Source organism: Syntrophobacterales bacterium (assembly GCA_031274925.1).
In the GTDB taxonomy this organism is placed as follows: Bacteria; Desulfobacterota; Syntrophorhabdia; order Syntrophorhabdales; family Syntrophorhabdaceae; genus PNOM01.
Window position 1 is genome coordinate 1 of sequence record JAISPL010000015.1, and the last position, 24,973, is coordinate 24,973.

Consider the following 24,973-nt stretch of genomic DNA (forward strand, 5'->3'; position numbering starts at 1 on the left):
TGATTTATGCACTATTCCATTGGGATACGCTGATTGACAGCCAATAAACACCAATGTTACAATAATTGAAAGTGTAAAAATTGCACGGCGAGTTTAGATAAATTTTCTACAAATTGCCCAAATGGGCTTCTACCGAGGAGGTAGAATTATTCACAACAAAATATTTTACGGCTTAGGTCATTAAAAATACCTGTGCAATTTTGGACAGGTATCGACCCCAACCCACCGCGGGGCACCGAATATCTCTCGTCTGAGAGTCGTGCAATTTTGGACACTTGTTTACCAATTTTCACTCTTGTGAACTTTTTACATTCTAAATCGTTTTAGTATAAGTGCGGAGATGTTGCCTGTGAAGAAAATTATTTTTAGTTAATATTTATAGCCCATGTATTTGCCGAGAAGGTTGAATATCGTAGCAATGGGCAAGTTAGCTCCATAAGCAATGAACAGGTTGAATACCATTCAAATGGTCAAAATACGTTCAATCGGCAAGTAATTTTTCGTGCTAAATATAGAAAAAAGTTTGGTAAAGATGAATGCATCGCCAACAGGAGGCAAGCCCGCGATGTCAATTTCCCGAAACGGGCAGAATTCCTACCCCAGGACCACCCGTAAAAAACCCCCCGAATTTCTCTGGACTATGCTATACTGATCTCCTGATGGACAATCGAAAAAAGACTGGCATAATCTTCATAATAATAGGTGTTTGTATTCCATTGCTGGCCTTACCGTTCGTTTCTGGATATTCGAAGGATAAGGGTTTTATCGACAACTTTTACAAAATAGGGATTCAAATCAGGGGAGATGCAGAAAGCAACATCGGTAACAAAGGATTCGCAAACCTTGAGAACATTAAAGGAAAGCGGCCAAAATTCTCCAAGCTCATTCCAAAGAGAATACCTCTCAGGCTTTTTTTTGTTATCACGCTGATCTTTCTGTACATGGGTATTACACGTATCGCGCCCCCTGGCCGGGAACACGACGAAGAACCGACAAAAAAGGGATAGATCGGCAACATCTCTCAAAAACGCTCCCGGACGTTCGGCATGTAAGTCTAAAAGGGACGAAGATAACCAGGCAAGTATCCTACTATATCTAGCTTAAGAACCCCCTGCAGCAAGCTGCAGGGGGTTCTTGTTTTGTATTAATGTGGGATGGACAAGAGCACTGTTAGAATAAGGATACCACTAGGGCATGGCAGATTCATTACCATATAGTGTGTTCCAGGTAAAGTACAAGGAAATCTTTTTCTGGATGACAAGGTTGGTATAGATAAGAAAAAGAAACTGCCGCGGGCGCAGAAGAAAGAGATGGAGTGGGGGTTTGTAATTTCAGGCTACGCATCACACCACACGTAGAAAGCCTTAAAAGCGCTTTTAAGGTGGTAAATTCTGGACGGATGAATACTCTTATGTGGCAACGGTCGGAAAAGAGAGCTTAATGGAAGAGTACGTTGAAAAACAAGGGGCACCAAAGAGAGGACTTTAAGCATGCTTTTTAATACCCTGCAAGCTTGCAGGGTGCATTCTCCTGTTTAAGGTCTGCCAAAACAATATACAGGCGTCACCAGTTTCGCCGGGAATCAGTCCTCCCCCTCCCTATGACTTGATTCTGTAAACGTAACAACACGAAGCCCTTTTCCTATAAGGAAAAGGGCTTCGTTTAATAGCTCGCACTTTATCTTACTTCAATAAAGATATTATGCTTTCTTTGCTTTCTCTGGGAACAATTTCTTCATGGCAAAACTGTTAATATTCAGAAGAAGCCATAGGATACAGAGGACGATGAAGACGCCCGCAAACCGTATAAGAAGCGTGCTCATAATCCACGTCATGTTATCTCGTGTAATCTTCACTGACGTCTTATCCCCACCAGTCTTTGAGATACCGATGGAGTGCCAGTTAGCCCCCCCTTGATCCTCAATATACATCTGTTCCTTCCAGTCCCTGTACTTTAAATCTTTCTCTTCCTCTTTTAGTGATTCCTTGTACCATTGCAGAACGTTTTCATATGGCTGATTATACTCTATTACCTGAGACGTCTTCTCCGTGCTCAACACCTTACCTTCCGGCATCACAGGGGCATCCCAAGGCGCCTCGCCCTTTGCCCATGCATGCAAAGATGATGGTAAAAGAGCTACTCCTCCCAACATCAGGCTGACGATAAATATTATATAGACAATTTTTTTCATATATACCCTCCTCATTTACTCAAACATAGACAGGAGCATGCCGGCAGCGGCCGGTGAGCCGATTGACCCGGCGAGACAGGCGGCCATTGCATGCATGAGCAGGTAGTTTTTCTTGTCATACTGCTGTCCAATGATCTGCGAAAGTCTGGGAGCCATCGGGATCGCTGAAACACCTGAGTTACCGATCAGAGGATTGACCTTATCTTTTGAGACCATGTTGATGATTTTTACCGTAATGATTCCACCGGCTGTACATACGACGAAATCAAGAAGGCCAAGAGCGAAAACAAGCATGGGTTTGTAGGTCAGGAATACATGAGCCTGCATAGAGGCTCCAACACTTAAGCCCAGAAAAATAGTCACAATGTCCATCATAGGATTTGCGGCTGTATCTGTTAGACGTTTCACCACGCCGCTCACTCTCATAAGGTTACCGAACAGGAGCATACCCATTAAAGGCATAACCATCGGGACCATCAAAGCAATGATGCCACCGCAGATAAGAGGAAAGAGAATCAATTCCGTCTTGGAGCATTTTCTTCCTATCTTCATCCTGATGAGCCGCTCTTTCGGGGTCGTCATCATTCTCATAACGGGCGCCTGAATAATGGGCACCATGGACATGTAGGAATATGCGGCCAGCGTATTCGCACTGAGAAGATGTGGGGCCAACTTGGCCGTAAGATATATTGTCGTCGGACCGTCTGCGCCACCAATAATACCGACGGAAGCAGCTTCTTTAATCGTGAAACCCGCCAAGATCGTTCCTGTGAAAGTTACAAAAACGCCCAACTGTGCCCCAGCGCCGATAAGGAGCATTTTCGGGTTGGAGATCATAGGTTCAAAGTCCGTCATCGCCCCAAGTCCGAGAAATATAAGGCAGGGGATTACCTCCCATAGAATTCCGTATTTATAAAAAAATTGCAGCAGTTGGGGCTGGCCGCCTTCCTCAAACCCAAACAGGGGGGTATTTGGAAAGTTAACCAGGAATATTCCAAATCCGATGGGCAGAAGAAGTAAAGGCTCAAAATCCTTCACTATTGCCATATAGAGGAAAAAGCACCCTATTGCCCACATGACGACATGCTGCCAAGTCAACGTCGGAAACCCCGTCGTATGGAGCGTGCCAATAAGCAGATCCCAAATTTCGTTAAAACTCATCAATAACCTCCTTAAAGTAAAAATTTTCGTGAAATAATTCTAGTCCCAAAGTGACCAAATCCAAGGGCAGGAGGAGCCCGGACTCAATCACCGAACCAGAACTTTGAAATCAGCAAATCAGCATACTATTGTTGATATTAATGAAATATTTCACTTATCTATTTTTGTTTTAACGATATATTATTCCGCACCCCATGTCAACTTTTTATTTTCGGAATCTTACTGCAATTTTCTCGCATACATTCCATTTGGCGAAAGACCTGATGATTTACTCCGATTTCAGTCGGACGGGCATCCGAAAGGCGTATCACGGCGAGCTATCTAAAAAGGAATCGATAAGTCGAGAAAAAACAGGCTTAAGACATAGATACCGGCAATTCGATATGGCACCTCCCATTTGAATCATCCGTCCGTTCCGTGTTACAATTATTCATGCGTTACAGAACTGATTCCACGATCTCTGCCAGTTCAACCGGGGAGGACGGACCACATTCCGTGACTATCCTGAAAGCAGCGACAGAATGAATCCATCTGTACGCCGTTCATTTGTGCGGGATTTGATCATCTTCTGGCTCGTGGTATTTCTCGTGGTCCTGACTTGGCGCCACAATATGGCAGTCATGGCGATCCTGGTAGCGGCCTACCTGACCAGATTCTATTTTTGGCCAGATAAAGAGGATCATATCTTCTATCTGGCAGGAGCGATTGTAGGACCGGCCGCAGAGATTGTCGCCACCCATGCGGGCATATGGAGCTACACCCTGCCTTCCTTTCTTAATATACCTGTGTGGCTTCCCTTTGCATGGGGTTTTGCAACGGTCATTATAATAAGGATCGGGCAGGCTTTCGTAAAAACATGACAACATGATAAAGGTGTGCTGTTCGGATCAACAAGAGCAAAGAGCCAAATGGTTTCCACGAAAGAAAGGATAGCCCTTTCTAGGATTAAAGGCCAGTCACTTCCTCAATCACACCGAGAAGCGCTTCGCTTGTTTTCTCCCTGAATGCTTTGTCCCGAAGAGGCTTGGCCCCCGGCAGCCCCCGTGTGTACCAGATGAAAAATTTTCGAAAACTGCTCACCCCCCGGCTCTCACCGTGGTGGGCCACAACCAGATCAAGATGATTCTTCATTACCGCCGCTACTTCCCGGGCATCAGGCCGGTAAGAAATCCGGTCATTCCGAAAGAACCCGATTATCTCCTTGAATATCCATGGATTGCCTAGCGCTCCCCTGGCGATCGCGACTCCGTCGCAGCCAGTTTCGTCAAACATGGTTTTTATTGAGCCTATGGTAAGATTGTCCCCGCTTGCGATGACAGGTATTTTCAACGCCTGTTTCACTTCTCTGATTATGCGGTAGTCGACAGTTCCGCTGTAGCCCTGCATCTTCGTCCTGCCATGAATGAAGAGCGTACCAATACCTGCGTCTTCCGCAAGAAGGGCCACTTCTTTTGCATTTACTGAATCGGTGTCCCACCCTGCCCTTATTTTCACGGTCACCGGAATATTCGAACGGCGAACAAGCCCCCTAAGGATCTTCTTTAGGTTGTAAGGATCTCTGAGCAACGCAGCGCCCATACCTTTGCGTGTGACTTTTGTTGTCGGGCAAGCCGCGTTGAAATCAAGAAGGTCGAATCCACCTTCGTGCAGCAGATCAACGGCCCTCCAGAGATAATCTTCATCATTACCCACCAGTTGAACGCCAAGGGGCCTGTCATCCTGGCTTGAGGAGAGCATGCGACAAGTCCTTTTGTCGCCATTGCTCAACGCCTTTGCATCAATCATCTCCGTAAAAGCAAAGGGAGCCCCAAAACTGCGCGTTATGGCACGGAAAGGGAGATCGCTTACACCCGCCATGGGCGCGACCATACATGGGACAGGCAAAGCGAGGCCGCCAATAACCAGCATCATCTATTTTAGACCGGAATAATTAAGACGTCAAATACAGAAGAATTTCAGACGGCAATCCCCACAAGGACCGGCCATGGTGGCCGGTCCTTTATTGCCTTCAACAACCTCAACCTGCTTACGGGTATGCGTATGCCCTGGGCGCAGGTGGATAGTAATAGGTATGGGGAGCGGGAGGGTAATAGTATGCTGGGGGCGGAGGCGGCGCGTAGTAAACCGGAGGCGCCATAGCGGCTCCGATAAGTCCGCCCAGTACGAGTCCTCCCACCACAGCGCCGGCAACACCCAACCCATGGGCGCTGTGGTGCCCGTGATAATAACCGCGCCCGTATCCAAAGCCCCGAGCCTCACTCATGACTGGCACGCTCACCGCGAAAAATATGGCCAAAAGAGAGGTAATTACAAGTGTCTTTCTCATGCGAACCCCCTGTGGTATCGTAGTGGCGACTTCAATGCATCCGCCATTGTTATTTAAGGTTGCAAAAAAAATGCCATATACCTTACCATGCATAATTGATTCAAATTACGCGCAATGTCCTAAAATATTGTCTCCCGGGCACTACGAAACAGGAAAGAATTGTCGAAATCAATAGATAGGGGCGACAAGATCGTCGCATGACGACCGTTATGATATTTGTGAAACTGCCGAGTCCAGCACAAAAGAATAAAGATGGGAGGGATTCTGCTCCGCCCCATCCTTTAATTGTAACGTGAATTAACCCTTATCGTTCAGTCAATCTTTGATGCCAGCCAGTCGCTTTGCTGCCCGTTTCTTGCTCTCCAAGTCGGTCTCGCGGAGAATTGTTACCCTGTGGGCTTCCGGTGAACCTCCACCATGGATATCGGATATGGTATCCGCACTTTCCATCGCCATCTTCTCGACCAGCCTGTACATTTTAACCCTATTCTCCGTCGGTACATTGCCCACACCCTTGAGATACTTTCTCAACAAATCACCGATCTCTGGGTTGTCAAAATCTCTGTCCGACGGCAGATCGGCGACGAACCCTCCGGCAGCGTCTACCATAAGCCTTATGGCTTCCGACATCTCCTTGCCTTCATGAATCTTAGAGGCATTCGCGAGCACTGTATCGATAAAGTATGTCCCTGAAGGCTGCTTCTTTCCCTCATATGAGGAAGCAAGGCAACAGCCGTAGAGAGTCTCTGCCCTATGGACCATGTCGACAACTTTTTGTTTCAGGTGCCCCGCTTTCGCGGTTCCGTTATAATCCATCAAAGTAAGGGCTGCACCGACCATGCAATCAATCTTTCCGGATTTGCATCCGCCGTGACTCTGGCGATGGAGGGAGGAAAATTTCACCACCATATCCTGAGCAAATTCCGTCTCACCGCACATAAACACTCTCTCCCAAGGTACGAATACATCATTAAAAATAATGGTCGGGCAGTATTTTGAATAGTATACATTACCGATATCGCATCCGTCTAACTCGCGCATATCCAGAGTTGACCTCCCCACCACATGGATCAATCCTTTAGTGTCGGAAGGTACAGCAAATGACACGGCATAGTCCGTGTCGGCTTTACCCATTGCTCTAGTGGGAAGGACAATAATCTCATGGGACGAGAGGGACCCAGTCTGATGGGCTTTTGCTCCTCGGACTACAATGCCGTCGTCGCGCTTCTCAACAATGCGGAGAAACATATCTTTGTCAGGCTGTTCATGGGGATTAAGGGAACGGTCGCCTTTTACGTCCGTTACGCCTGCATTGCCCGTGAGGTCGTTCTTCTGCATATATTTAAGAAATTCGGTAAAATTCTTGTGATAACTGGTACCGTATTTCTTGTCGATATCATAGGTCACAATGGAGAGGCTCGACAGACAGTCCAGACCCGTACACCGCTGGTGGCAGGTCCCCACAAAATTGGCCATTTTACGATTGACCTTAACTCTTGCAACAAGGTCTTCAATGCTTGAAGGGGGCAAATTGAACCTGCTTACCGGCTCGTTAATAAGGGGGCTTACAGTTACGAAAAGGTCACGGTTTTCTTCTTTGCCAGCCATTTCATACGTAGCTGCCGTCGCCTCAATGCCGGCGCGGAGCCTGGGGTTGTCCACTATGTTTGTCAGGCGTTCGCCGAACATATATGCCGTCGGTTTCAGAGCTCTTATTGATTCGATATACTCCTCTTTTGTTTTAAGACCCATACCTGTACCTCCTTAAATGTTTAAACTCTTATATCCTTTAAAATTCGGATCGTTCCTGTTCCGCAAGCATCTTCTTCACACTTGACAGAACCTGCACTTTCACATTAGTGATGTGGTTTTTGACAATGGTCTGGGCTCTTTCCAGACTCCTGAGAGCGACGGCATCATATATTTCCTGGTGCGCCTGGTCGGTGGAAGTAAGCGACGCTACCGGAAAATAATTTCCGCCATACTTGAGGAATAACATTTCGAAGACATTCTGCAGTATTCTTATCTGTGTGGCTTTTCCGGAAAGGGAGGCCAGCGTCATATGGAACTCCCTGTTTTTGAAAAGCCGCTCTTTCAAATAGAATTCCCTTTCCGCCGACAAATGAGCGTCCAGTGTGGTCTTAAGTTCCCGTAACCCTTTCTTGTCAATGCGCTGGATAATGGCTGGAACTAAAGAAGGCTCAATAAGCTCTCTCAATTCATAGAGTTCCTCCATTTCCTTGAGACTGAAAGGTGCCATGGAGTAGCCTCGGTTCGGTTCATGGCACACAAAGCCCTGCAACTCCAGCCATTTCAGGGCCTGTATAATAGGTGTGGGGCTCAGTTGGAGCCGCTCGGCCAGATCCCTGTAGGCTATCCTCTGTCCCGGGATAAGCTCCTTACTATACAGCATCCGCCGGATCCCCTGATAGGCTACCTGACTGCTATCTTCCTGTGATTTCGTATTAGGTTCTGTCTTTCGCTGTGCCATGATTAATTATAATTCAATTAAATTAAATTTGCAATTATATTTTTGTTTTTTTCGTTCTTTATTTGTAGCCGGACCTGTCTCTCCTATCATGGGATACTCTCATTCTCGCCTGATAGACCACCTCCGCATCGGCCCGTGACGGCTCACCAATCTATATGTCTGGTTGTTGGCCGCGAATACCTGCTTTTTTAGAATGGTGAAGCCGAGGTGGCCCACTTATTCAAATAAGGCGGGTGGTCCGAAAGGTATGGGATGTGTGACATGAATATAATTAAATATTAAATTTTCTTTGTCATTGACTTTCTTCCAAGACAATCATATAATTACGGGATATTGTGAGGATATGCATACTTTGGATATATCCGTAAAATTAGCTTGTAAGGAATAGATAGCTATGAGACTTCATGAATACGAGGCGTTAGATATTTTTGAGCAATTCGGTATTCCCGTTCCACGGCGGGGCCTGGCAGGAACAATGCACGAGGCTCTTCACATGGCGGGAGAGATAGGATATCCGGTCATGCTGAAAGCCCAAGCGCTGGTCGGCGGGCGAGGCCTTGCCGGAGGTATTAAGACGGCAGCCTCCCCGGACGAGCTGAAAGACGCAGCCGATGCACTCCTTAATTCCGATATTAAAGGGTTACCTGTCCGTAAGATTCTTGTTTGCGAGAAAGCTGAAATTGCCAAAGAGCTTTATGTGGGTATCACAATAGACGGCTATTCCGGCAAACCAATTATCGTAGTAAGCACCGAAGGCGGGGTACGTATCGAAGAGACAGCCATGATGTCCCCTGAAAAGATTGCGGCAATTCATATCGACCCTTCTTTCGGGTATTATCCTTATCAGGCACGATCTCTGCTCCGGATGCTCGGACTCAAGCAACAGCTCATAACCGCCTGGACCAACGTAATCGGTCAATTATATGAAGTAGCCTTGCGTTATGAGTCTCTTATCACGGAGATAAATCCCCTCGTAGTCCTTCCCAACGGAGGGTTACTGGCTGTCGATGCCGTTCTGGAAGTAGATGATTCTGCGCTCTCCAGGGTCCGACGACCCCTACCCGACCGTATCGACAGGATTGAAAACCCTCTAGAGAAGAGAGGCAGAGAGATCGGGGTCACATATGTCGATCTCGATGGAGATATCGGGATTATCTCATCAGGAGCCGGACTCGGGATGGCATCCATGGACATCATCAGGGAAAAGATGAAACCCGCCAACTTCCTGGAAACAGGAGGTGGGATCACGGCAGATCTGCTTTATCGGTGTATGGAGCTAATCATGAGAAAGCCAAGGCTCCGCGGTATACTGATCAACGTTTACGGCGGCATCAATCCAATACATGAAGGCGCCAAGGGAGTCGTCCGCTACATTCAGGAACATAATGTGAAGCTGCCTATAGTCGCCAAGGCTTTGGGGAACAGACAGGAGGAGACATGGGAGATTTTTCGATCCGCCGGTGTACACGTGGTGACCGAGACGGCCACAGAGAGGGCTGTAGATAAATTATACGAGTTGGTAGGAGCAGGTTGAAAGCATATCAAATGCCATTAAAATCTGTTTTTATATTGAAAGTACTAACAAAAATTAACTGAGGTCTATTCATGGGCATATTGATTGACGATTCCACCCGTGTCATCGTACAGGGGATCACTGGCCGCATCGGGAGTACACAGACTCACTGGATGCTCGAATGTGGAACGAAGGTTGTGGGCGGCGTTACCCCGGGCAAGGGGGGGTCTACGGTGGAAGGGGTACCTGTCTTTGATAGCGTTCAGGAGGCTGTGAAAGAAACAGGAGCCAACGCATCCGTTTTTTTTGTCCCAGCGGCATTCGTCCTTGATGCCTTCCTTGAAACCATCGACGCAGGAATAAAGCTTATCGTGATAGTTCCAGAACACATCCCCGTGAAGGATGTAATCAGGATGCGCGACTACGCCGCACAAAAAGGAGTCTTCGCGCTCGGTCCGACTACACCCGGTATCCTTGTCCCAGGAAAGGGTAAAATGGGCATTATGCCCACCTCTCTCTTTGCTCCGGGCCGCGTAGGCATCATCTCCCGGAGCGGCACGCTCTCCTATGAATTTGCCGGCATCCTCTCGGAGTGCAATGTAGGCCAGAGCACCGTTATCGGTATGGGCGCCGACCCCGTTGTGCTGAGAAATCTCGCCGACATCCTTGAGCTCTTCGAGGAGGATGAGAACACCGACGCCGTGATCATTGTCGGAGAGGTAGGAGGTGAACAGGAAGAAAAGGCGGCCGGCTTTATATCCAGAAAAATGACAAAACCAGTTGCAGCATACATCGCCGGACGATATTCACCTCAGGGGAAACGCATGGGCCATGCAGGCGCCATCGTCAGAGGTTCTTCCGGCACAGTAGAAGGGAAACACGATGCCATGCGTGCCGCAGGGGCTGAGGTTCTTGAAAGTCCTATCCAGGCCACCGACTGGGCCAGGAAGCATAAACTCAGGTAGAACGCCATCATTGGGTTCGGCAGTTTAGAACATCAGCGACAATTCTTCAAAAGAACAATGAATAGAAGTTTTCTGGAGTCATGACCCCAAAACCAAATGCCACTTGGTGTGTCTATGTGCTTCAATGCAGGGACGGTTCTCTTTATGTAGGTTTGACCAACAATCTCGCAAAACGGCTCGCGTGTCACGACACCGGGAAAGGCAGCAAATACGTTAGGTCACGACGGCCTTTCCAGCTTGTGAAGGTGATTTCATGCCAATCAGCTCGGGAAGCATATCAGTTGGAGTACCATTTAAAAAAGCTCACGAGGGAAAGAAAGATAAGACTGCTCTGTCTTGGCGATTCAATCCCTCCGGCCTCCGTCGCCGATGAAACCTCCGAGGCTTAAAGTGAAAGAAGCGTTGCCTCTCGACTGGCCCATGTTGTGGCCTTTTTGATTTGAGCCTATTTAGGCTATACTTAAAGATACTGCAACATTCAGCGGTCAATTCTTATGAAAATCTTTCTCTTTCCAAGCCCTACTCCCGCTCATTTGGTCGTCAAGAGCTTCACCTGAGTGATACTTCCTTCTGTAATATCATTGGATGCAATCACTCTCCTGACAGGGTCCATCAGTCCAGTCCAAGAAGAAAATTGAAATCTTCGCGCGTTATGGCCTTACCGGAGCTTCGCTCCGGAGCATCCATAAGAACACGGTAAAGACTCAGCTTTCGCTGTTTGAGGGCCATCATCTTTTCTTCCACGGTGTGTCTCATGAGAAGTCTTGTCACGATTACCTTGTTTTTCTGACCTATTCTGTGAGACCTGCTCGAAGCCTGACTCTCCACCGCTGGGTTCCACCAAGGGTCAAGGTGAAACACGTAGGCAGCCCGGGTCAGATTCAGCCCCTGTCCTCCGGCTTTCAGACTGAGAAGAAAGACCGAGGTACCTTCGCATGCCTGAAACTCTTCGACGATTTCCTTTCTCTTAATGACTGGTGTAGTACCGTCGAGTCTAAAAATACGAAAATCTTTCGCCCGTAATTCATTTTCCACGAGGTCGAGAAATGAGGTAAACTGAGAAAAAACAAGGGAACTGTGAGATTCTACACCCAGTTCTTCCAACTTATCCACAAGGAACTCTATTTTGGGAGACAATTCTTTATGGGTATGGGCAAGAAGGTCGGGGCTCAGGCATATCTGCCGGAGTTTCATGATAGCTGTCAGCGCGATGATCCGTGCCTGAGACGAGGTCTTGCTACTGTAGGCCTCATCAATCGTCGATCTTACCTCTTCCACTGTCCTGTTGTAGAGCTTTTTCTGACGCTCCGTAAGCTCCAAGTATACATCATATTCGACCTTATGGGGCAGATCCTTCAGGATGCGCTCCTTGGTCCTCCTGAGCACAAATGGTCTTGTCCGCTCTGTCACGACAGGAAGAAACGACCCCATTTCCTGCCTGGCCTGTCTTTGAAACTCCCTGTACTCACCCAACAAGCCAGGTAAAACAAGGTCCATAATCGAAAAATACTCACTTATGTGATTTTCTACAGGGGTTCCGGTCAAAGCTACTTTGAAAAACCCTTTTAACTGGCGAACCGCACCTGTCGTCCCTGCAAATATGTTCTTGATTGCCTGCGCCTCATCGAAGATGATAACGTTAAAATGAATATTTTTCAGTTTTTCAATATCTCTCCTGACAAGGCCGTAGCTGGTCAGAACTACATCATACCCTTTGAGAATCGTGGAACGTTCTTTGCCACGATACACATATACTGTAAGGTCAGAATAAAACCTCTCGATTTCTTTTTCCCAGTTGAACAGAAGGCTCGGCGGCATGACTACCAGAGATGGATTGGAATCGTCCGCAGTTGCCAAAACTTTCCGTTCCTTTATGGCGCCGAGAAGGGCGAGCGCCTGAATCGTCTTCCCAAGCCCCATATCATCCGCCAGGCAGGCTCCGAACCTATGCTCATAAAGAAAACTCAACCAGTAATACCCCTCTTTCTGATACTGCCTCAGTTCCGATTTGAGGCCCGAAGGTTGGAGCTTCTTCTCAATCTTGTCGAACTGGGTGAGGCGTGACATAATCTCCTTGTCAAGTGGCGTAAATCTTACAGAAATACCTCTCTTCTGTAGCATAAACAGTTCTATAATCCTCAGTCTAGGGACGGAAACGATCTCCCTGGCCGAAGAATTTTTTCCGGCTTTTCCGGATGTATCGCCTAGGCAGGCAATGGCCGAAAGGTTCTCCAAGACCTTCCTGTCGAGGATTTGCACGACGCCATTACGGTAAACAACTCCCCTTCCTAGAATCGCCTTCTCCCAAACCTCCTTATCAAGGATCAGTCCGTTACACCGTATCTCAGGTTTGAGTTCAAACCAGTCGATTGTCCCTTTCGTCGCATCAATCTCTATCTCCCACTCGGCAGACTCAATCGGGTGGTCGTCCACCCTAACCTCAATGCCATGCTTTTTCGCGAGACTGTCAAGAGAGTAAAGATGTCCGATAAACTCTTCCTCTTTAACTATCATCATTGAATCATCGAGAATAACGCGTTCGAAAATCTCGGAGCCGAATACCTGGAACGGTATGTAGAAAAGAAACAGTTCTTTCGCTCTATCCGGCGTCAGGAATTGCCAGCTCTGCTCCGCGGAATGCAATCGAACCTCCGCAGTCTTCGTTTGCGCGGAGGCTTCCCTGATCAACCTGCGAGCCATGGAGGCAAATTTGGTTTTACCGAATGTCCTTTCGTTGATCGCCTTCTTTAATGTCTCATCCAGCGCTTTACGATTCTGGTCCAATGTCAGAGCCTGAAAGAACATCTCGTAAAGGATGGGTTTTCTTTTTTTTGTGCGTAGCGAAACCGGTATCCGTCCCCATTCCACCGCCCTTATGAATGACAAAACTCCTCTTGAAGGTTCGAATGAGTAACCTCCCACTCTAAACTCAGGCTTAATAACAAATTCTCGCCCGTTATCCCCATGTCTTGAAACCATTAATCTGTAATCTGAGACCGGCGGAAAAACAGGTTCCGATTCCACCCCTTTTACTTTAAACACCGCAGACGGGCCCATCCCTCCTTCGGTCAAGCCGGAGAAAGAAAGATAAAATTTCCTGAAAATGTGTTTTGGAATACGAAGAACCCCATCTTTCACGTCTTTGTCTGCCGTTGATATGCAGGGGTCATGACGACAGAGATCCCTTATTGAATTCCACAGTTCCCATCCGTGTCTCTCTTTTACGTAACACATTTTCGTACGGTCCGAGTTAAAGGCAAAGTTCCCGATGAGAGCCGACGGGCGTGAGTCTCCGGCCATGGAGCATCCTTTTCTCACCAAAATATCGGTCCTGGAAGTATCAAACTCCGTCCATGTTGTGCAAACCAGATTATCATACCAATCAATCCTGTGCACCGCATTGCCGTCATCAAAAAAAACGGGATAATCTTTCCCCCATTTTCTCAGGAATATTGAAAGAGGAAGAGACATATCCTCTCTCCGTATGAAACTCACAAGATACGCAAGTTCTGCTGGCAACAACTCTGTGTTTGACGTGGAATCTACCCGCCGACCGTCTCTTTCCACGTAAGCCTTGAGCCTTCCGCTAACACCCTCAAGGATGATCTTGAATAAGGGTACATTCTCCGCCGATACACCTTCAAGTTGCCCAGCCGTCTTCATAAAAGGAAGCCTCGAGGAACCCGTCCGGTTCCTCAGAGAGACTCCCCATGACTTTCCCAATGGCTCCTTTCGTAGACCTGCGAGCAGGTGTTCCCTGTATTCCAAGTCCTCAACCGTTATCTTGAAAATATTCGGCTTCAGGAGATGAATTATAGTGAGAAGAGCGCACACCGTATGCTCGCAGCTACTCTGAGAAATATATGTCTTGCATGAGCAGCGCGGCAACACTTTCGATGCTTCCAGGGAGATGTGAACGGATATTCCATTCCCGTCCGCCACATTCACCGTCAGAACCCCTTTGCCCTCAACCCATTCGATATTCTCAACCTTGTCCCCTGCATAAAGCAGGAAACCCTTGAAGATCGTTCTCTTCTCGACGTTAGCATAGACGGTGTTAGGGGGCAACGACTTCACGGCATTAAGAAGGGTATTTTCCGGGTCAGTAAATATCATACTCGACTTATTCTCAAGGGTAAGCGTTATATTTAACATATCCATTGCCCGTTTTTCAATTGCACCCTCCATTCCCCTGTCCCCCCTCCACTCCCGACCATCTATTCCCCAATATCACCCTTGCATCAAAGGGAGAGGGATCTTTTCTCTCCCGTTTCTCTATTACGGCAATACGCCTCTTCTCTGTGGGAAGCGGGATCTCTTCGCTTCAGGGCAAATTGCAATCCTGCTGAACCTACATTTCATCTCGCATTTCATCCAGAGGATATGGTCGTGTTTCTGAAGAATCTCCTATTCAAAGGAAGTTGGAAAGAGATTCCTGTAATCGCTGCAATCCAAACAGGGTTTCGTGTAAGTTTTCTAAAGATGGAAAATCCGCTGCACGAGCCTCAGAAAAGTTCCGAGAATGCAAATACTCCAACATCAGTATCTCTTTTTATGTCTTTTAAAAAAAGAAAACGAAAGAGATATGAATCAAGAAGATAAAATGTCTCTTTTGGATGGAAGGATAGTCTTTGAGAATGATGTAGGCAAACTTAATGTAATCCTTTTTTCTCTGCAAGTGAATATTCCCATACACCCACTTCATGATATACCGGAAGATCGGATATAGAAAGAAAGTGGGTACGCAGACGAGCATGGGCAATGGGGTCAAAGATGCCCAACAAGGCTTACATTGAAGATAGCTGCAAAAAGTAAGGGCAGAAAAAGATAGTGTTTTTAATAAGAACAATAGGGTTTCTTTTTTTATCTTATCCGTCAAAAAATCTATTTGGATTGTTCTCAGCGGATCAATCCACCAGCAAACTTCCCTATAATTGCGGAAAAACAATCATTAAAGAATGCCCTGAATGAGAAGAACGGTCACCTCTTTTCGGCAATAAGGAAACTCGCAACCACGAGTGGATCAATCTTGAAGAAACTGTTAATCGCTAAAACATCTCATCTTTCCTCCGACTCGGGGTCATGAACGGTCGTCGCAACTGTTACATTTTCGGGCGTGAGACTGAAGAAACCTGCGGTGCACGATCGGCTATAACGATATCGGATAACTCGCAAGACTGATTATGAACAATTCCGGCAAGTCCTTGTCGAAAATTCCGACAATTATTTGATCATGATGGTGATCTGAGAAATGTTAAGGCATACTGCAATGCTTCGCTTTTTTCGCGGATTTCGCCGGAGATCTGCTTCTCCCGGATATCGGCCAACACCATCCCGACATACGGTCCGGAACGAAATCCCACCGACAAGAGGTCATCGCCGCTGACGAGCCTCGGTAATGGCTGTTTTTTCCAATCATAATACATCTTGAGGATGGCACCGCATTTTATCTCAACCTGCCTCGTCGACTCATTCTCCGAGCCTCCGGAGCTGCCAAACATATCGCACATGGAGTGCACTATGAGCATAGGAGTAAGGTCCTCCATTTTGTAGACCAGTCTCCGTACAGCCCTTTCCGTGGCTTCAGGGCCGCTTATAAGAAAGATTCTCATGTGACTTTCTATAAGAGCGACAACATTCTTAATCTCGCTGGAACTGAAGCGCAACGTCTCCATTATGGATGTGGCAATCTCTCGTGAATGTCTTTCGTGATAGAAGAAATGGACGGCCATCTTGTCCTTGTCATACGAAAACGTCCGAGCCTTCCCCAAATCATGAAACAAAAGCGCGTACCCAACATTTCTAAGAGCTTTTTCGTTGAGATCATATGTATCCCCGTACTTTCTGAGATACTTGAATCCGTCTATCGTATGGCCGTATGTCGTAAGAACAAATCCTTTTTCCTCATCCAATTCCCTAAGTCTCTGAAGGCCGGGGAAGAGGTCGAAAAGAAGACCTGTCCTCTCCATGACTTTCATCCCTTCAAAGGCTTTATACGAGGTTATAATCTGATCCAATTCATACTTGATCCTTTCGGGAGCGGACTGATGAATAAGCTCTTTTGAATTCCGGATCGCCTCTTCCAGATTAGCGTCAAGAGAGAAACCGTTAAGTGTGGCGAGGTGGCGGACAGCCTTCAACATCCTAAGGGGGTCATCACCGATCACCTGTTCCCCGGTATGCCTGATGATCTTTCGCTCAATGTCCGCAAGCCCTCCAAGAGGGTCAATTATCGTACCATTTTTCACATCGTATGCCATTGCGTTAACTGTGAAATCCCTCCTGGATAGGTCTATTTCAATGAGGCCCAGGTGAAAGCTTATATCCAGAGAGGTATCCCTCGCGACGATCCTGTGGGTTTGGATAGGTTTTTTTCCGAGGATGAAAGAAGACGCAGAGAATGCAGCTTCGAAAATTCTAAGGTCCTTCTCGTTATTGATGACAAAATCATAATCTTTAGGAGAACCGCCAAGGGCGATCTCTCTTATTGCACCGCCCACAAGGTATACGTCTCCGTGGAATTGTTTTTCAGCGATCCTGGATATGATTTTTTCCCTTCTAATCCTCTCTCCGAGGTTGGCGAAAAATGAGTTCATGAGGATAACGTCAGACTTTTCCCGAGAAGGATACCAATCCCTTGGCAAGCCTTTTCAGAGAATCGGTCATATCAATATAGAGATAAGATGCTTTGGACATAAAGACACCGACAATCAGCCTGTCCTGACGTATAACGGTATATTCGCCCGCCATTCTCAGGATATCCTCCTGGTCCTGACGAACCACCGTCTTCATATGGAGATTTCCGTTGAGAATATAATCTTTTATGTCTGTCCATTGCACCTCAATAAATGCAAACAGCTCATTAAGTTCTTTTAACGCTTTATTGCCAAAAATGGTCTCGGTCCGCATCAATTTAAGATTTGTCCTTATTCGCCGGAACGTCCGGTCTGGTGTAGGATCGCAAACCTCCCGAAAGTGGGCTTAGGGACCACTACCCTTTTATGGTCTTCTGGAGGATTTCGCCCAACTCTCCAATATTTGTTGGCTCAAACGTCATCACATAAGCACAGTACCCTATCTTTACTTTTCAGACTCCGCTCCTCGGGCTACTTCATCGTCCGGAACTGTTCCCTAGGGGCGGTGAGACCCCTGACCATATCTGTCTCTGGACTTGTATTCATCCTTCATGGATTTGGCAAGTACCGCCGGTTACGATTCCATCTCGTCGCTGATGCCGAAAATTATAATTCCCTTTTATTATCTTGTAAATAGTTTGTAAGCAGCTTTTTCCTCGTACAGAACCTTCAAATGGCTCGCTTAAGAGGAGGCTTAAGATGGCCGCATTTCTTCCTGTGGGTAAAATTTGCAATATGGGCGATCCCTTACAGACCTATGGCAAATAATCTCAATTCCTGCTAAAATATATGAAATTCTTCGGTATAAATATGGATACATATGATGTGATTGTTATTGGGGCCGGCCATGCCGGTTGCGAAGCGGCGCTAGCTGCATCCAGAATGTCTGGCAAGACCCTTCTTCTTACAATGAACTTGGACCATATCGCGTACATGTCCTGTAATCCAGCCATTGGGGGCCTAGGCAAAGGACATCTCGTGAAGGAGATAGACGCCCTGGACGGAGAGATGGCAAAGAATATCGATGCCACAGGCATTCAATTTAGGGTCCTGAATATGAAAAAAGGCCCTGCGGTCCGCTCTACCCGTATCCAGGCGGATAAGGCGCTATATGCCGCACGAATGAAAAGCAGGCTTGAAGAACAGGAAAATTTGGCCATAAAACAGGGGACTGTGGAACGGTTGCTCACGGATAACAATGCAGTTATCGGGGTTGAGACAAAATGGGGCGAAAAATTTCGAGGAAAGACGGTTGTGGTCACCACCGGCACATTCCTCAGAGGTCTCATCCATATCGGGCTTAACCATTTCGAGGCTGGCAGAATGGGTGATTTTCCGTCAATTAGTCTTTCGGTCTCCCTTCAAGCGCTCGGATTCGAGATCGGACGGCTCAAGACAGGGACGTGTCCGCGCCTTGACGGACGGACTATTAATTTCTCAAAACTTGAACCCCAGCACAGCGATGACCCTCCCAAACCATTCTCTTTTCTTACCCCATCAATAACAAACAGACGCGTGCCATGTTGGATCGGCTACACAAATACGGTAACCCACGAGGTACTAAAGTCTGGCTTTGACCGCTCCCCCCTCTACACCGGAAAGATAAAGGGCACCGGTGTCAGGTACTGCCCTTCCATTGAAGACAAAATTGTCCGGTTCAAGGACAAGGAAAGGCATCGTATATTCGTAGAACCAGAGGGTCTCAATACGGTAGAGTATTACCCTAACGGCCTTTCCACGAGTCTGCCCCTCGATATACAGCTTGCCATGCTCCGGACCATTGAAGGCATGGAGTCAGTGGAGATTACCCGTCCAGGATACGCCATCGAATACGACTTTATCCCTCCCACCCAACTTTATCCTACTTTAGAGACGAAAATGGTAAAAAACCTGTTTCTTGCGGGTCAAATCAACGGCACAACGGGATATGAGGAGGCGGGAGCCCTCGGATTGATGGCCGGGGTTAATGCCGCATTAAAGGCGTCGGGCAGAGATGGACTGATCTTTGGACGAGATGAAGCCTACATAGGGGTGATGATTGACGACCTTGTGACAAAAGGCGTTGATGAGCCTTACAGAATGTTTACATCACGGGCGGAGCACAGGCTTTTTCTGCGCGAAGACAACGCGGATCTAAGACTCACAAAAAAAGGCTACGATATAGGCCTTGTGAACCTGGAAAGATATTCAATGGTACAGGAAAAAAAGTCAAAGATCATGGAGACGCATTCAATACTCAAATCCATCAGGCTTACACCCACAAAAGAAACTAACATACAGCTTCAGAAGGCAGGATTTGAAAACATCAAGAATCCGGTTACCCTCGAAGAACTACTCAAGAAGCCGGGTTGCACTTTTCACGAGATTACCGGCCTCGAAAAAAAACTCCTCAATGTGGAAGAAAATATTGCTTATCAGGTAGAGTTAAATGTAAAATACCAAGGCTATACTGACAGGCAACGCAAGATGGTAAAGAGAACCAAGAAACTTGAGGACCAGAAGATCCCTCCAAATATAGAGTACGAAGAAATTTCGGGGCTTTCGAGAGAGATGGTGGAGAAATTTTCACGAATCAGGCCCTTTTCTCTTGGTCAGGCTTCAAGGATACCCGGAGTTACCCCCGCTTCAATCACGGCCCTCCTAATCCATTTCAAGAAGAAGGGCATGTTGTAAAGATGATTGAGGAAGACAAAAAGGCAATCGTATCATATATCTCGAACTTTGACGTGGATGTGTGGGGGATAGCCGATTTCACCGCCTACGATAAAGAAATGACGGGCGTTGACAAGGATGTGTGTTTGCACTATCGCCGTGCTATTTGTTTTGGATTGGTCTTATCCAGAGAGGTACTCTCCACAGTCCTAGACGGCCCGAACCCTCTTTACCTTCACCATTACCGGCAATTAAACAGCCGACTCGATACGATTGCCTACTACGTCTCAAGAGAAATCGAGAGAAAAGGATACCGAAGTCTGCCCTTCGCGGCCTCACAGGTTGTGGACTGGCGGAACCAAAAAGCTCATATATCTCACAGGCATATAGCCGAGCTGGCCGGTATAGGATGGATCGGAAGAAACAACCTGCTCATCCACCCTTCTCTTGGCGCTCACGTGAGGTACAATACGGTGCTCACCGATATGCCTCTCGACGCGGGAAAGCCTCTGGATACGGCCTGCGGAGAATGCAAGAAATGCATCGCCGTCTGCCCCGCCTCCGCAATAAAAGAGGACGTATCCGATTTCAACCATATGGAGTGTTGCAATATGATCACGCAGCTCAAAAACAAAAGAAATGTGGGACATCACATCTGCGGAATATGCGTAGAGGCCTGCAAGGGGGCAAGATGAAGGCACTGATTGCACTGGAAGACGGAACCATATTCGAGGGAAAAAGTTACGGGGCCCCGGGCGAAAAAGAAGGAGAGATCGTCTTCAACACGAGCATGACCGGGTATCAGGAAATCATGACCGATCCATCGTATAAAGGACAGATTGTGGCCATGACCTACCCTTTGATCGGGAACTATGGAGTAAATGCCGAAGACGTCGAGTCAGATAGTCCTAAAGTTGAAGGTTTTATTGTCAGGGAATTCAGTAAAATCACTAGCAACTACAGGGCCGAAGATAACCTCTTAAATTACTTCAAAAAGCACAATATAGTTGCCATTGAGGAAGTGGATACAAGAGCCCTCGCCAGACACTTAAGGGTCCGGGGTGTCATGAAGGGGATAATCTCTACCGTCGATCTTGACCCTTTGAGCCTTGTGGAAAAGGCGCGGAATTCCAAGGGGATCGTGGGAAAGGACCTGGTAAGAGAAGTCACGTGCAATGCCCCTTATGTGTTCGGCAATGACGACGGTGATTTGAGATGTGTTGTCATGGACTTCGGTGTAAAAGACAATATTCTGAAAATGCTCAAAAAAGAGGGTTGCCATGTCACAGTGGTTCCCGCCAAAATAAAAGCAGAAGATGTCTTAGCCATGAGGCCTGACGGAGTGTTGCTCTCCAACGGCCCCGGCGATCCTGAAGCCGTTACCTATGCGATTGAAGAAATAAAGAAGTTCCTTGGAAAAGTACCCATATTCGGCATATGTCTCGGGCAGCAACTCCTAGGACTCGCATACGGAGGCAATACATATAAATTGAAATTCGGCCACAGGGGAGCAAACCAGCCTGTAAAGAATCTCCGTACGGGACGCGTCCATATTACATCGGAAAATCATGGATTTGCCGTGGATATCAACTCAATAACGTCGGCATCGGTGAGAGTCACCCACGTCAACTTGAACGACAATACCGTGGAAGGCATGGAGCATGAGGTCTACCCCAATTTCTCTGTTCAGTTTTATCCGGAGGCATCTCTTGGACCTCATGATCCGTATGGTTTGTTCAGAAAATTTAGAGATATGATGGAATCATTCAAAAAGGAGAAGTATGCCTAAGAGAACAGACATTAAGAGTGTCCTGATTATAGGATCCGGTCCAATTATAATAGGACAGGCGTGCGAATTCGATTATTCAGGAAGCCAGGCATGTAAAGCCCTGCGGGAAGAAGGTTACCGTGTAATCCTAGTGAACAGCAATCCCGCGACGATTATGACGGACCCGGACATGGCCGACAGGGTATACGTCGAGCCTCTTATCCCCGAGATCCTTGAAGAGATAATCCGGATAGAAAGACCGGACACACTCCTTCCTACGATCGGCGGCCAGACCGGCCTCAACCTCGCCACAATTCTCTCTGAGAGGGGAGTTCTCGGGCGCTATAACGTAGAGCTTATAGGAGCAAATTACGCTGCTATAAAAAAAGCCGAGGACCGGGAAGAATTCAAAGCCGCCATGGAAAGGATCAACCTTGAAGTCCCGAAGAGTGGTCTGGCCCATAACATGAAGGATGCCAAGAAAGTGGCAAAAGAAATAGGGTTCCCGCTGATCATAAGACCGAGTTATACACTCGGAGGTACCGGGGCCTCCGTCTGCTATAACATAGAGGAGTTTGAATCCCTAGCCCAGCGAGGTCTTGAGCATAGCATGATAAACGAGATCCTCATAGAAGAATCTGTCCTCGGGTGGAAGGAGTATGAGTTTGAAGTAATTAGAGACAAGATAGATAACGTGATAATTATCTGTTCCATTGAGAACTTTGATCCCATGGGCATCCATACGGGTGACAGTATTGCTGTGGCGCCTGCACAAACGATGAACGACAAAGAATACCAGAACATGAGGAACGCTTCAATCCGCATCATCAGGGAGATAGGTGTGGAGACAGGCGGTTCTAACATACAGTTCGCCGTCAACCAAGACACGGGAAGGATGGTGGTTATTGAGATGAACCCGAGGGTATCGCGGAGTTCCGCTCTGGCGTCTAAGGCTACCGGGTTCCCTATCGCGAAAATAGCGGCAAAGCTGGCGATAGGCTATACCCTGGATGAGATACCGAACGACATCACGAAAAAGACGCCTGCGTCTTTTGAGCCTGCAATCGATTACTGCGTGGTGAAGATACCAAGATTCACCTTCGAGAAATTTAAGGGAGCCGATGAGACGCTGACTGTTTCCATGAAATCGGTGGGGGAAGTCATGTCCATTGGCAGAACATTTAAGGAAGCCCTGCAAAAAGGTCTCAGGTCTCTGGAGACAGGGGTCTTCGGCCTCAACGACGAACGTCTTGCCGGGATCAACGACCACGAATGGATCAAGCAAAAACTAATCAGACCCAACAAGGACAGGGTTTTCTACATACGTCACGCCCTACGGGCCGGTTTCGATATTGATGAGATCTATGCCATATCGGGCATTGACAGATGGTTTCTTAAAAATATCGAGGATATTATCGAGTTCGAAAGAGAGCTTGAGCTATATCGGAAGGACCGCCCCCTATCCTCTGAATCGAAGCACAGTCTCCCTGAGGAGGTCATGCTCAAAGCCAAAAAATATGGTTTCTCAGACAGACAGTTGGGCGACATAGTTGGCCACTCAGAAGAAGAAATAAGGGCTTGGCGTATCAGTAAAAACATACGGAGCGTTTTCAAGCTCGTGGATACATGCGCGGCGGAGTTCGAGGCATATACACCTTATTACTACTCCACCTATGAGACGGAGGATGAGTCAAGAAATTCGGATAAACAGAAAATCATGATATTGGGCGGCGGACCGAACAGGATCGGACAAGGGATTGAGTTTGATTATTGTTGCGTCCATGCTGCATTCGCCCTAAAAGACCTCGGCTATGAGACCATAATGGTCAACAGTAACCCGGAGACGGTCAGCACAGACTATGACACATCCGACAAACTCTATTTCGAGCCCCTAGCCTTGGAAAATGTCCTCGACATCGTGGAAAGGGAAAAACCAGCAGGTGTAATCGTTCAATTTGGAGGCCAGACCCCACTCAACTTGGCAGTACCTTTGAAAAAGGCTGGAGTCCACATTATCGGTACCACACCAGAAAGCATAGATATTGCCGAGGATCGGGACAAGTTTAAGACACTGCTCAAGAAGCTGGATTTGACACAGCCCGAAAACGGCATAGCCGTCTCCTTTGAGGAAGCAAGGGATGTGGCTAATGTTATCGGTTATCCGGTTGTTGTCCGTCCGTCCTACGTTCTCGGAGGCAGAGCCATGGAGATCGTCTATGGTGAAGAAGACCTGAAATCCTTTATGGTGAAAGCGGCGGAAGCATCCCCCGAACGGCCCATCCTGATAGACAAGTTCCTTGAGGATGCCATTGAGATTGATGTAGATGCGGTGGCCGACGGCGAAAAATGCGTGGTTGCGGGCATCATGGAACATATTGAAGAGGCTGGTATCCATTCCGGCGACAGCGCCTGCGCCTTTCCACCGTACTCCCTTGATGATACCGCAATTGAGAAGATAAAGACCTATACGTATAAACTCGCCAAAGAGCTGAACGTAATCGGTCTCATGAACATCCAGTATGCGGTCAAGAACGACATAATCTATGTACTTGAGGTAAACCCTAGGGCAAGCAGGACGATTCCGTTCGTAAGCAAGGCCACAGGAATACAATGGGCCAAGGTGGCAGCCAAAATGATGGTAGGATTAAAGCTTAAAGACCTCGGCATCGAAAAGGAGATCGAAATCAAACATATAGCAGTAAAAGAGTCCGTCTTTCCGTTCAATAAATTCGCAGGGGTGGATACCATACTCGGCCCGGAAATGAAATCCACCGGCGAAGTGATGGGTATTGACGATAATTTCGGAGCCGCTTTCTGGAAGGCCCAGCTCGGAGCAGGACAAGGTCTTCCGTCCAAGGGTAATGTCTTTGTGAGTATAAAGAACAAAGACAAGAGAAATGTCATCTTCATCACAAAAAAACTATCCGACCTCGGTTTCAAGATCTATGCAACCCGAGGCACAGGCAAAGTGCTCGCCAACAACGGCATTGAAGTGAAGTTCGTCCACAAAGTATCTGAAGGAAGACCTCACATTGTGGATATGATAAAAAACGGCGAAATCAGCTTCATAATAAACACACCCAGCGGGCGAAACCCGAAACAGGATGAGGTGCTTATAAGGTCGGGAGCCATACAGTACAATATTCCGTATACCACCACCCTTTCTGGGGCCCAGGCGGTAGTAAACGCTATAGAAAGTATGAGGAAGGAGAAACTACGGGTCAAGGCCTTGCAGGATTATTACATCTGACGCACGATAAACAGGCTAAAC

General features: G+C 47.3%; 18 protein-coding genes. 9 read left to right on the forward strand and 9 right to left on the reverse strand.

The window, feature by feature from the left end; genetic code table 11:
• The first annotated feature begins 659 nt into the window (after window positions 1-659).
• Window positions 660-1,007, forward strand: coding sequence for a hypothetical protein (locus LBQ00_02785; GenBank protein MDR2017792.1), 348 nt, complete (start codon window positions 660-662; stop codon window positions 1,005-1,007).
• 692 nt (window positions 1,008-1,699) lie between these two features.
• Here LBQ00_02785 and LBQ00_02790 read toward each other — a convergent pair.
• Window positions 1,700-2,191, reverse strand: a complete 492-nt coding sequence (locus tag LBQ00_02790; protein MDR2017793.1) for a hypothetical protein — start codon at window positions 2,189-2,191, stop codon at window positions 1,700-1,702.
• 15 nt (window positions 2,192-2,206) lie between these two features.
• Window positions 2,207-3,352, reverse strand: coding sequence for a sodium ion-translocating decarboxylase subunit beta (locus LBQ00_02795; GenBank protein MDR2017794.1), 1,146 nt, complete (start codon window positions 3,350-3,352; stop codon window positions 2,207-2,209).
• 521 nt (window positions 3,353-3,873) lie between these two features.
• Between LBQ00_02795 and LBQ00_02800 the strand changes: the two genes are divergently transcribed.
• Complete coding sequence (locus LBQ00_02800) at window positions 3,874-4,212, forward strand: hypothetical protein (GenBank protein ID MDR2017795.1); 339 nt, start codon at window positions 3,874-3,876, stop codon at window positions 4,210-4,212.
• Window positions 4,213-4,297: 85 nt separating this feature from the next.
• Here the strand turns inward: LBQ00_02800 and dusB are convergent, their stop codons facing one another.
• The 4 genes from dusB to LBQ00_02820 all read right to left on the reverse strand — a co-directional run bounded on the left by dusB (window position 4,298) and on the right by LBQ00_02820 (window position 8,169).
• On the reverse strand, window positions 4,298-5,263 hold the full coding sequence (dusB, locus tag LBQ00_02805) for a tRNA dihydrouridine synthase DusB (protein ID MDR2017796.1): 966 nt from the start codon (window positions 5,261-5,263) through the stop codon (window positions 4,298-4,300).
• Between the two features lie 115 nt (window positions 5,264-5,378).
• Window positions 5,379-5,678, reverse strand: a complete 300-nt coding sequence (locus LBQ00_02810; protein ID MDR2017797.1) for a hypothetical protein — start codon at window positions 5,676-5,678, stop codon at window positions 5,379-5,381.
• Window positions 5,679-5,993: 315 nt separating this feature from the next.
• Window positions 5,994-7,430, reverse strand: coding sequence for a 4-hydroxybutyryl-CoA dehydratase (locus LBQ00_02815; GenBank protein ID MDR2017798.1), 1,437 nt, complete (start codon window positions 7,428-7,430; stop codon window positions 5,994-5,996).
• A gap of 37 nt (window positions 7,431-7,467) precedes the next feature.
• Window positions 7,468-8,169 carry a GntR family transcriptional regulator gene (locus LBQ00_02820; GenBank protein ID MDR2017799.1) on the reverse strand — a complete coding sequence of 234 codons (702 nt, stop codon included), beginning with the start codon at window positions 8,167-8,169 and terminating at the stop codon, window positions 7,468-7,470.
• Between the two features lie 394 nt (window positions 8,170-8,563).
• Here LBQ00_02820 and LBQ00_02825 point away from each other — a divergent pair, with 394 nt between their 5' ends.
• From LBQ00_02825 to LBQ00_02835, 3 genes are all read left to right on the forward strand, one after another.
• On the forward strand, window positions 8,564-9,703 hold the full coding sequence (locus LBQ00_02825; GenBank protein ID MDR2017800.1) for a succinate--CoA ligase subunit beta: 1,140 nt from the start codon (window positions 8,564-8,566) through the stop codon (window positions 9,701-9,703).
• Window positions 9,704-9,774: 71 nt separating this feature from the next.
• Window positions 9,775-10,647 carry a succinate--CoA ligase subunit alpha gene (sucD, locus tag LBQ00_02830; protein ID MDR2017801.1) on the forward strand — a complete coding sequence of 291 codons (873 nt, stop codon included), beginning with the start codon at window positions 9,775-9,777 and terminating at the stop codon, window positions 10,645-10,647.
• 80 nt (window positions 10,648-10,727) lie between these two features.
• On the forward strand, window positions 10,728-11,036 hold the full coding sequence (locus tag LBQ00_02835) for a GIY-YIG nuclease family protein (GenBank protein ID MDR2017802.1): 309 nt from the start codon (window positions 10,728-10,730) through the stop codon (window positions 11,034-11,036).
• A gap of 223 nt (window positions 11,037-11,259) precedes the next feature.
• Here the strand turns inward: LBQ00_02835 and LBQ00_02840 are convergent, their stop codons facing one another.
• The 3 genes from LBQ00_02840 to LBQ00_02850 form a co-directional block, all read right to left on the reverse strand.
• Complete coding sequence (locus LBQ00_02840; GenBank protein MDR2017803.1) at window positions 11,260-14,835, reverse strand: DEAD/DEAH box helicase; 3,576 nt, start codon at window positions 14,833-14,835, stop codon at window positions 11,260-11,262.
• 1,043 nt (window positions 14,836-15,878) lie between these two features.
• On the reverse strand, window positions 15,879-17,243 hold the full coding sequence (locus LBQ00_02845) for an HD domain-containing protein (GenBank protein ID MDR2017804.1): 1,365 nt from the start codon (window positions 17,241-17,243) through the stop codon (window positions 15,879-15,881).
• Window positions 17,244-17,253: 10 nt separating this feature from the next.
• Window positions 17,254-17,556 (reverse strand): hypothetical protein, encoded by a 303-nt coding sequence (locus tag LBQ00_02850; GenBank protein MDR2017805.1) that lies wholly within the window; start codon window positions 17,554-17,556, stop codon window positions 17,254-17,256.
• Between the two features lie 536 nt (window positions 17,557-18,092).
• On the opposite strand from LBQ00_02850, the gene mnmG reads away from it, so the two are divergent.
• The 4 genes from mnmG to carB are packed head-to-tail and all read left to right on the forward strand — an operon-like array spanning window position 18,093 to window position 24,952.
• Window positions 18,093-19,955 carry a tRNA uridine-5-carboxymethylaminomethyl(34) synthesis enzyme MnmG gene (gene mnmG / locus LBQ00_02855; GenBank protein ID MDR2017806.1) on the forward strand — a complete coding sequence of 621 codons (1,863 nt, stop codon included), beginning with the start codon at window positions 18,093-18,095 and terminating at the stop codon, window positions 19,953-19,955.
• A 2-nt stretch (window positions 19,956-19,957) separates the two neighbouring features.
• Window positions 19,958-20,629 carry a hypothetical protein gene (locus tag LBQ00_02860; GenBank protein MDR2017807.1) on the forward strand — a complete coding sequence of 224 codons (672 nt, stop codon included), beginning with the start codon at window positions 19,958-19,960 and terminating at the stop codon, window positions 20,627-20,629.
• On the forward strand, window positions 20,626-21,723 hold the full coding sequence (gene carA, locus LBQ00_02865) for a glutamine-hydrolyzing carbamoyl-phosphate synthase small subunit (protein ID MDR2017808.1): 1,098 nt from the start codon (window positions 20,626-20,628) through the stop codon (window positions 21,721-21,723). Before LBQ00_02860 ends, carA begins: the two co-directional genes overlap by 4 nt.
• Window positions 21,716-24,952: a carbamoyl-phosphate synthase large subunit gene (gene carB, locus LBQ00_02870; protein ID MDR2017809.1), complete on the forward strand. Its 3,237-nt coding sequence runs from the start codon at window positions 21,716-21,718 to the stop codon at window positions 24,950-24,952. Before carA ends, carB begins: the two co-directional genes overlap by 8 nt.
• The last annotated feature ends 21 nt before the right edge of the window (window positions 24,953-24,973 follow it).

Bases quoted from the DNA above. Each gene is read 5' to 3' on its own strand.
- LBQ00_02785 (MDR2017792.1), top strand. From the start codon at position 660: ATGGACAATCGAAAAAAGACTGGCATAATCTTCATAATAATAGGTGTT.
- LBQ00_02790 (MDR2017793.1), bottom strand. From the start codon at position 2,191: ATGAAAAAAATTGTCTATATAATATTTATCGTCAGCCTGATGTTGGGA.
- LBQ00_02795 (MDR2017794.1), bottom strand. From the start codon at position 3,352: ATGAGTTTTAACGAAATTTGGGATCTGCTTATTGGCACGCTCCATACG.
- LBQ00_02800 (MDR2017795.1), top strand. From the start codon at position 3,874: ATGAATCCATCTGTACGCCGTTCATTTGTGCGGGATTTGATCATCTTC.
- dusB (MDR2017796.1), bottom strand. From the start codon at position 5,263: ATGATGCTGGTTATTGGCGGCCTCGCTTTGCCTGTCCCATGTATGGTC.
- LBQ00_02810 (MDR2017797.1), bottom strand. From the start codon at position 5,678: ATGAGAAAGACACTTGTAATTACCTCTCTTTTGGCCATATTTTTCGCG.
- LBQ00_02815 (MDR2017798.1), bottom strand. From the start codon at position 7,430: ATGGGTCTTAAAACAAAAGAGGAGTATATCGAATCAATAAGAGCTCTG.
- LBQ00_02820 (MDR2017799.1), bottom strand. From the start codon at position 8,169: ATGGCACAGCGAAAGACAGAACCTAATACGAAATCACAGGAAGATAGC.
- LBQ00_02825 (MDR2017800.1), top strand. From the start codon at position 8,564: ATGAGACTTCATGAATACGAGGCGTTAGATATTTTTGAGCAATTCGGT.
- sucD (MDR2017801.1), top strand. From the start codon at position 9,775: ATGGGCATATTGATTGACGATTCCACCCGTGTCATCGTACAGGGGATC.
- LBQ00_02835 (MDR2017802.1), top strand. From the start codon at position 10,728: ATGACCCCAAAACCAAATGCCACTTGGTGTGTCTATGTGCTTCAATGC.
- LBQ00_02840 (MDR2017803.1), bottom strand. From the start codon at position 14,835: ATGGAGGGTGCAATTGAAAAACGGGCAATGGATATGTTAAATATAACG.
- LBQ00_02845 (MDR2017804.1), bottom strand. From the start codon at position 17,243: ATGAACTCATTTTTCGCCAACCTCGGAGAGAGGATTAGAAGGGAAAAA.
- LBQ00_02850 (MDR2017805.1), bottom strand. From the start codon at position 17,556: ATGCGGACCGAGACCATTTTTGGCAATAAAGCGTTAAAAGAACTTAAT.
- mnmG (MDR2017806.1), top strand. From the start codon at position 18,093: ATGGATACATATGATGTGATTGTTATTGGGGCCGGCCATGCCGGTTGC.
- LBQ00_02860 (MDR2017807.1), top strand. From the start codon at position 19,958: ATGATTGAGGAAGACAAAAAGGCAATCGTATCATATATCTCGAACTTT.
- carA (MDR2017808.1), top strand. From the start codon at position 20,626: ATGAAGGCACTGATTGCACTGGAAGACGGAACCATATTCGAGGGAAAA.
- carB (MDR2017809.1), top strand. From the start codon at position 21,716: ATGCCTAAGAGAACAGACATTAAGAGTGTCCTGATTATAGGATCCGGT.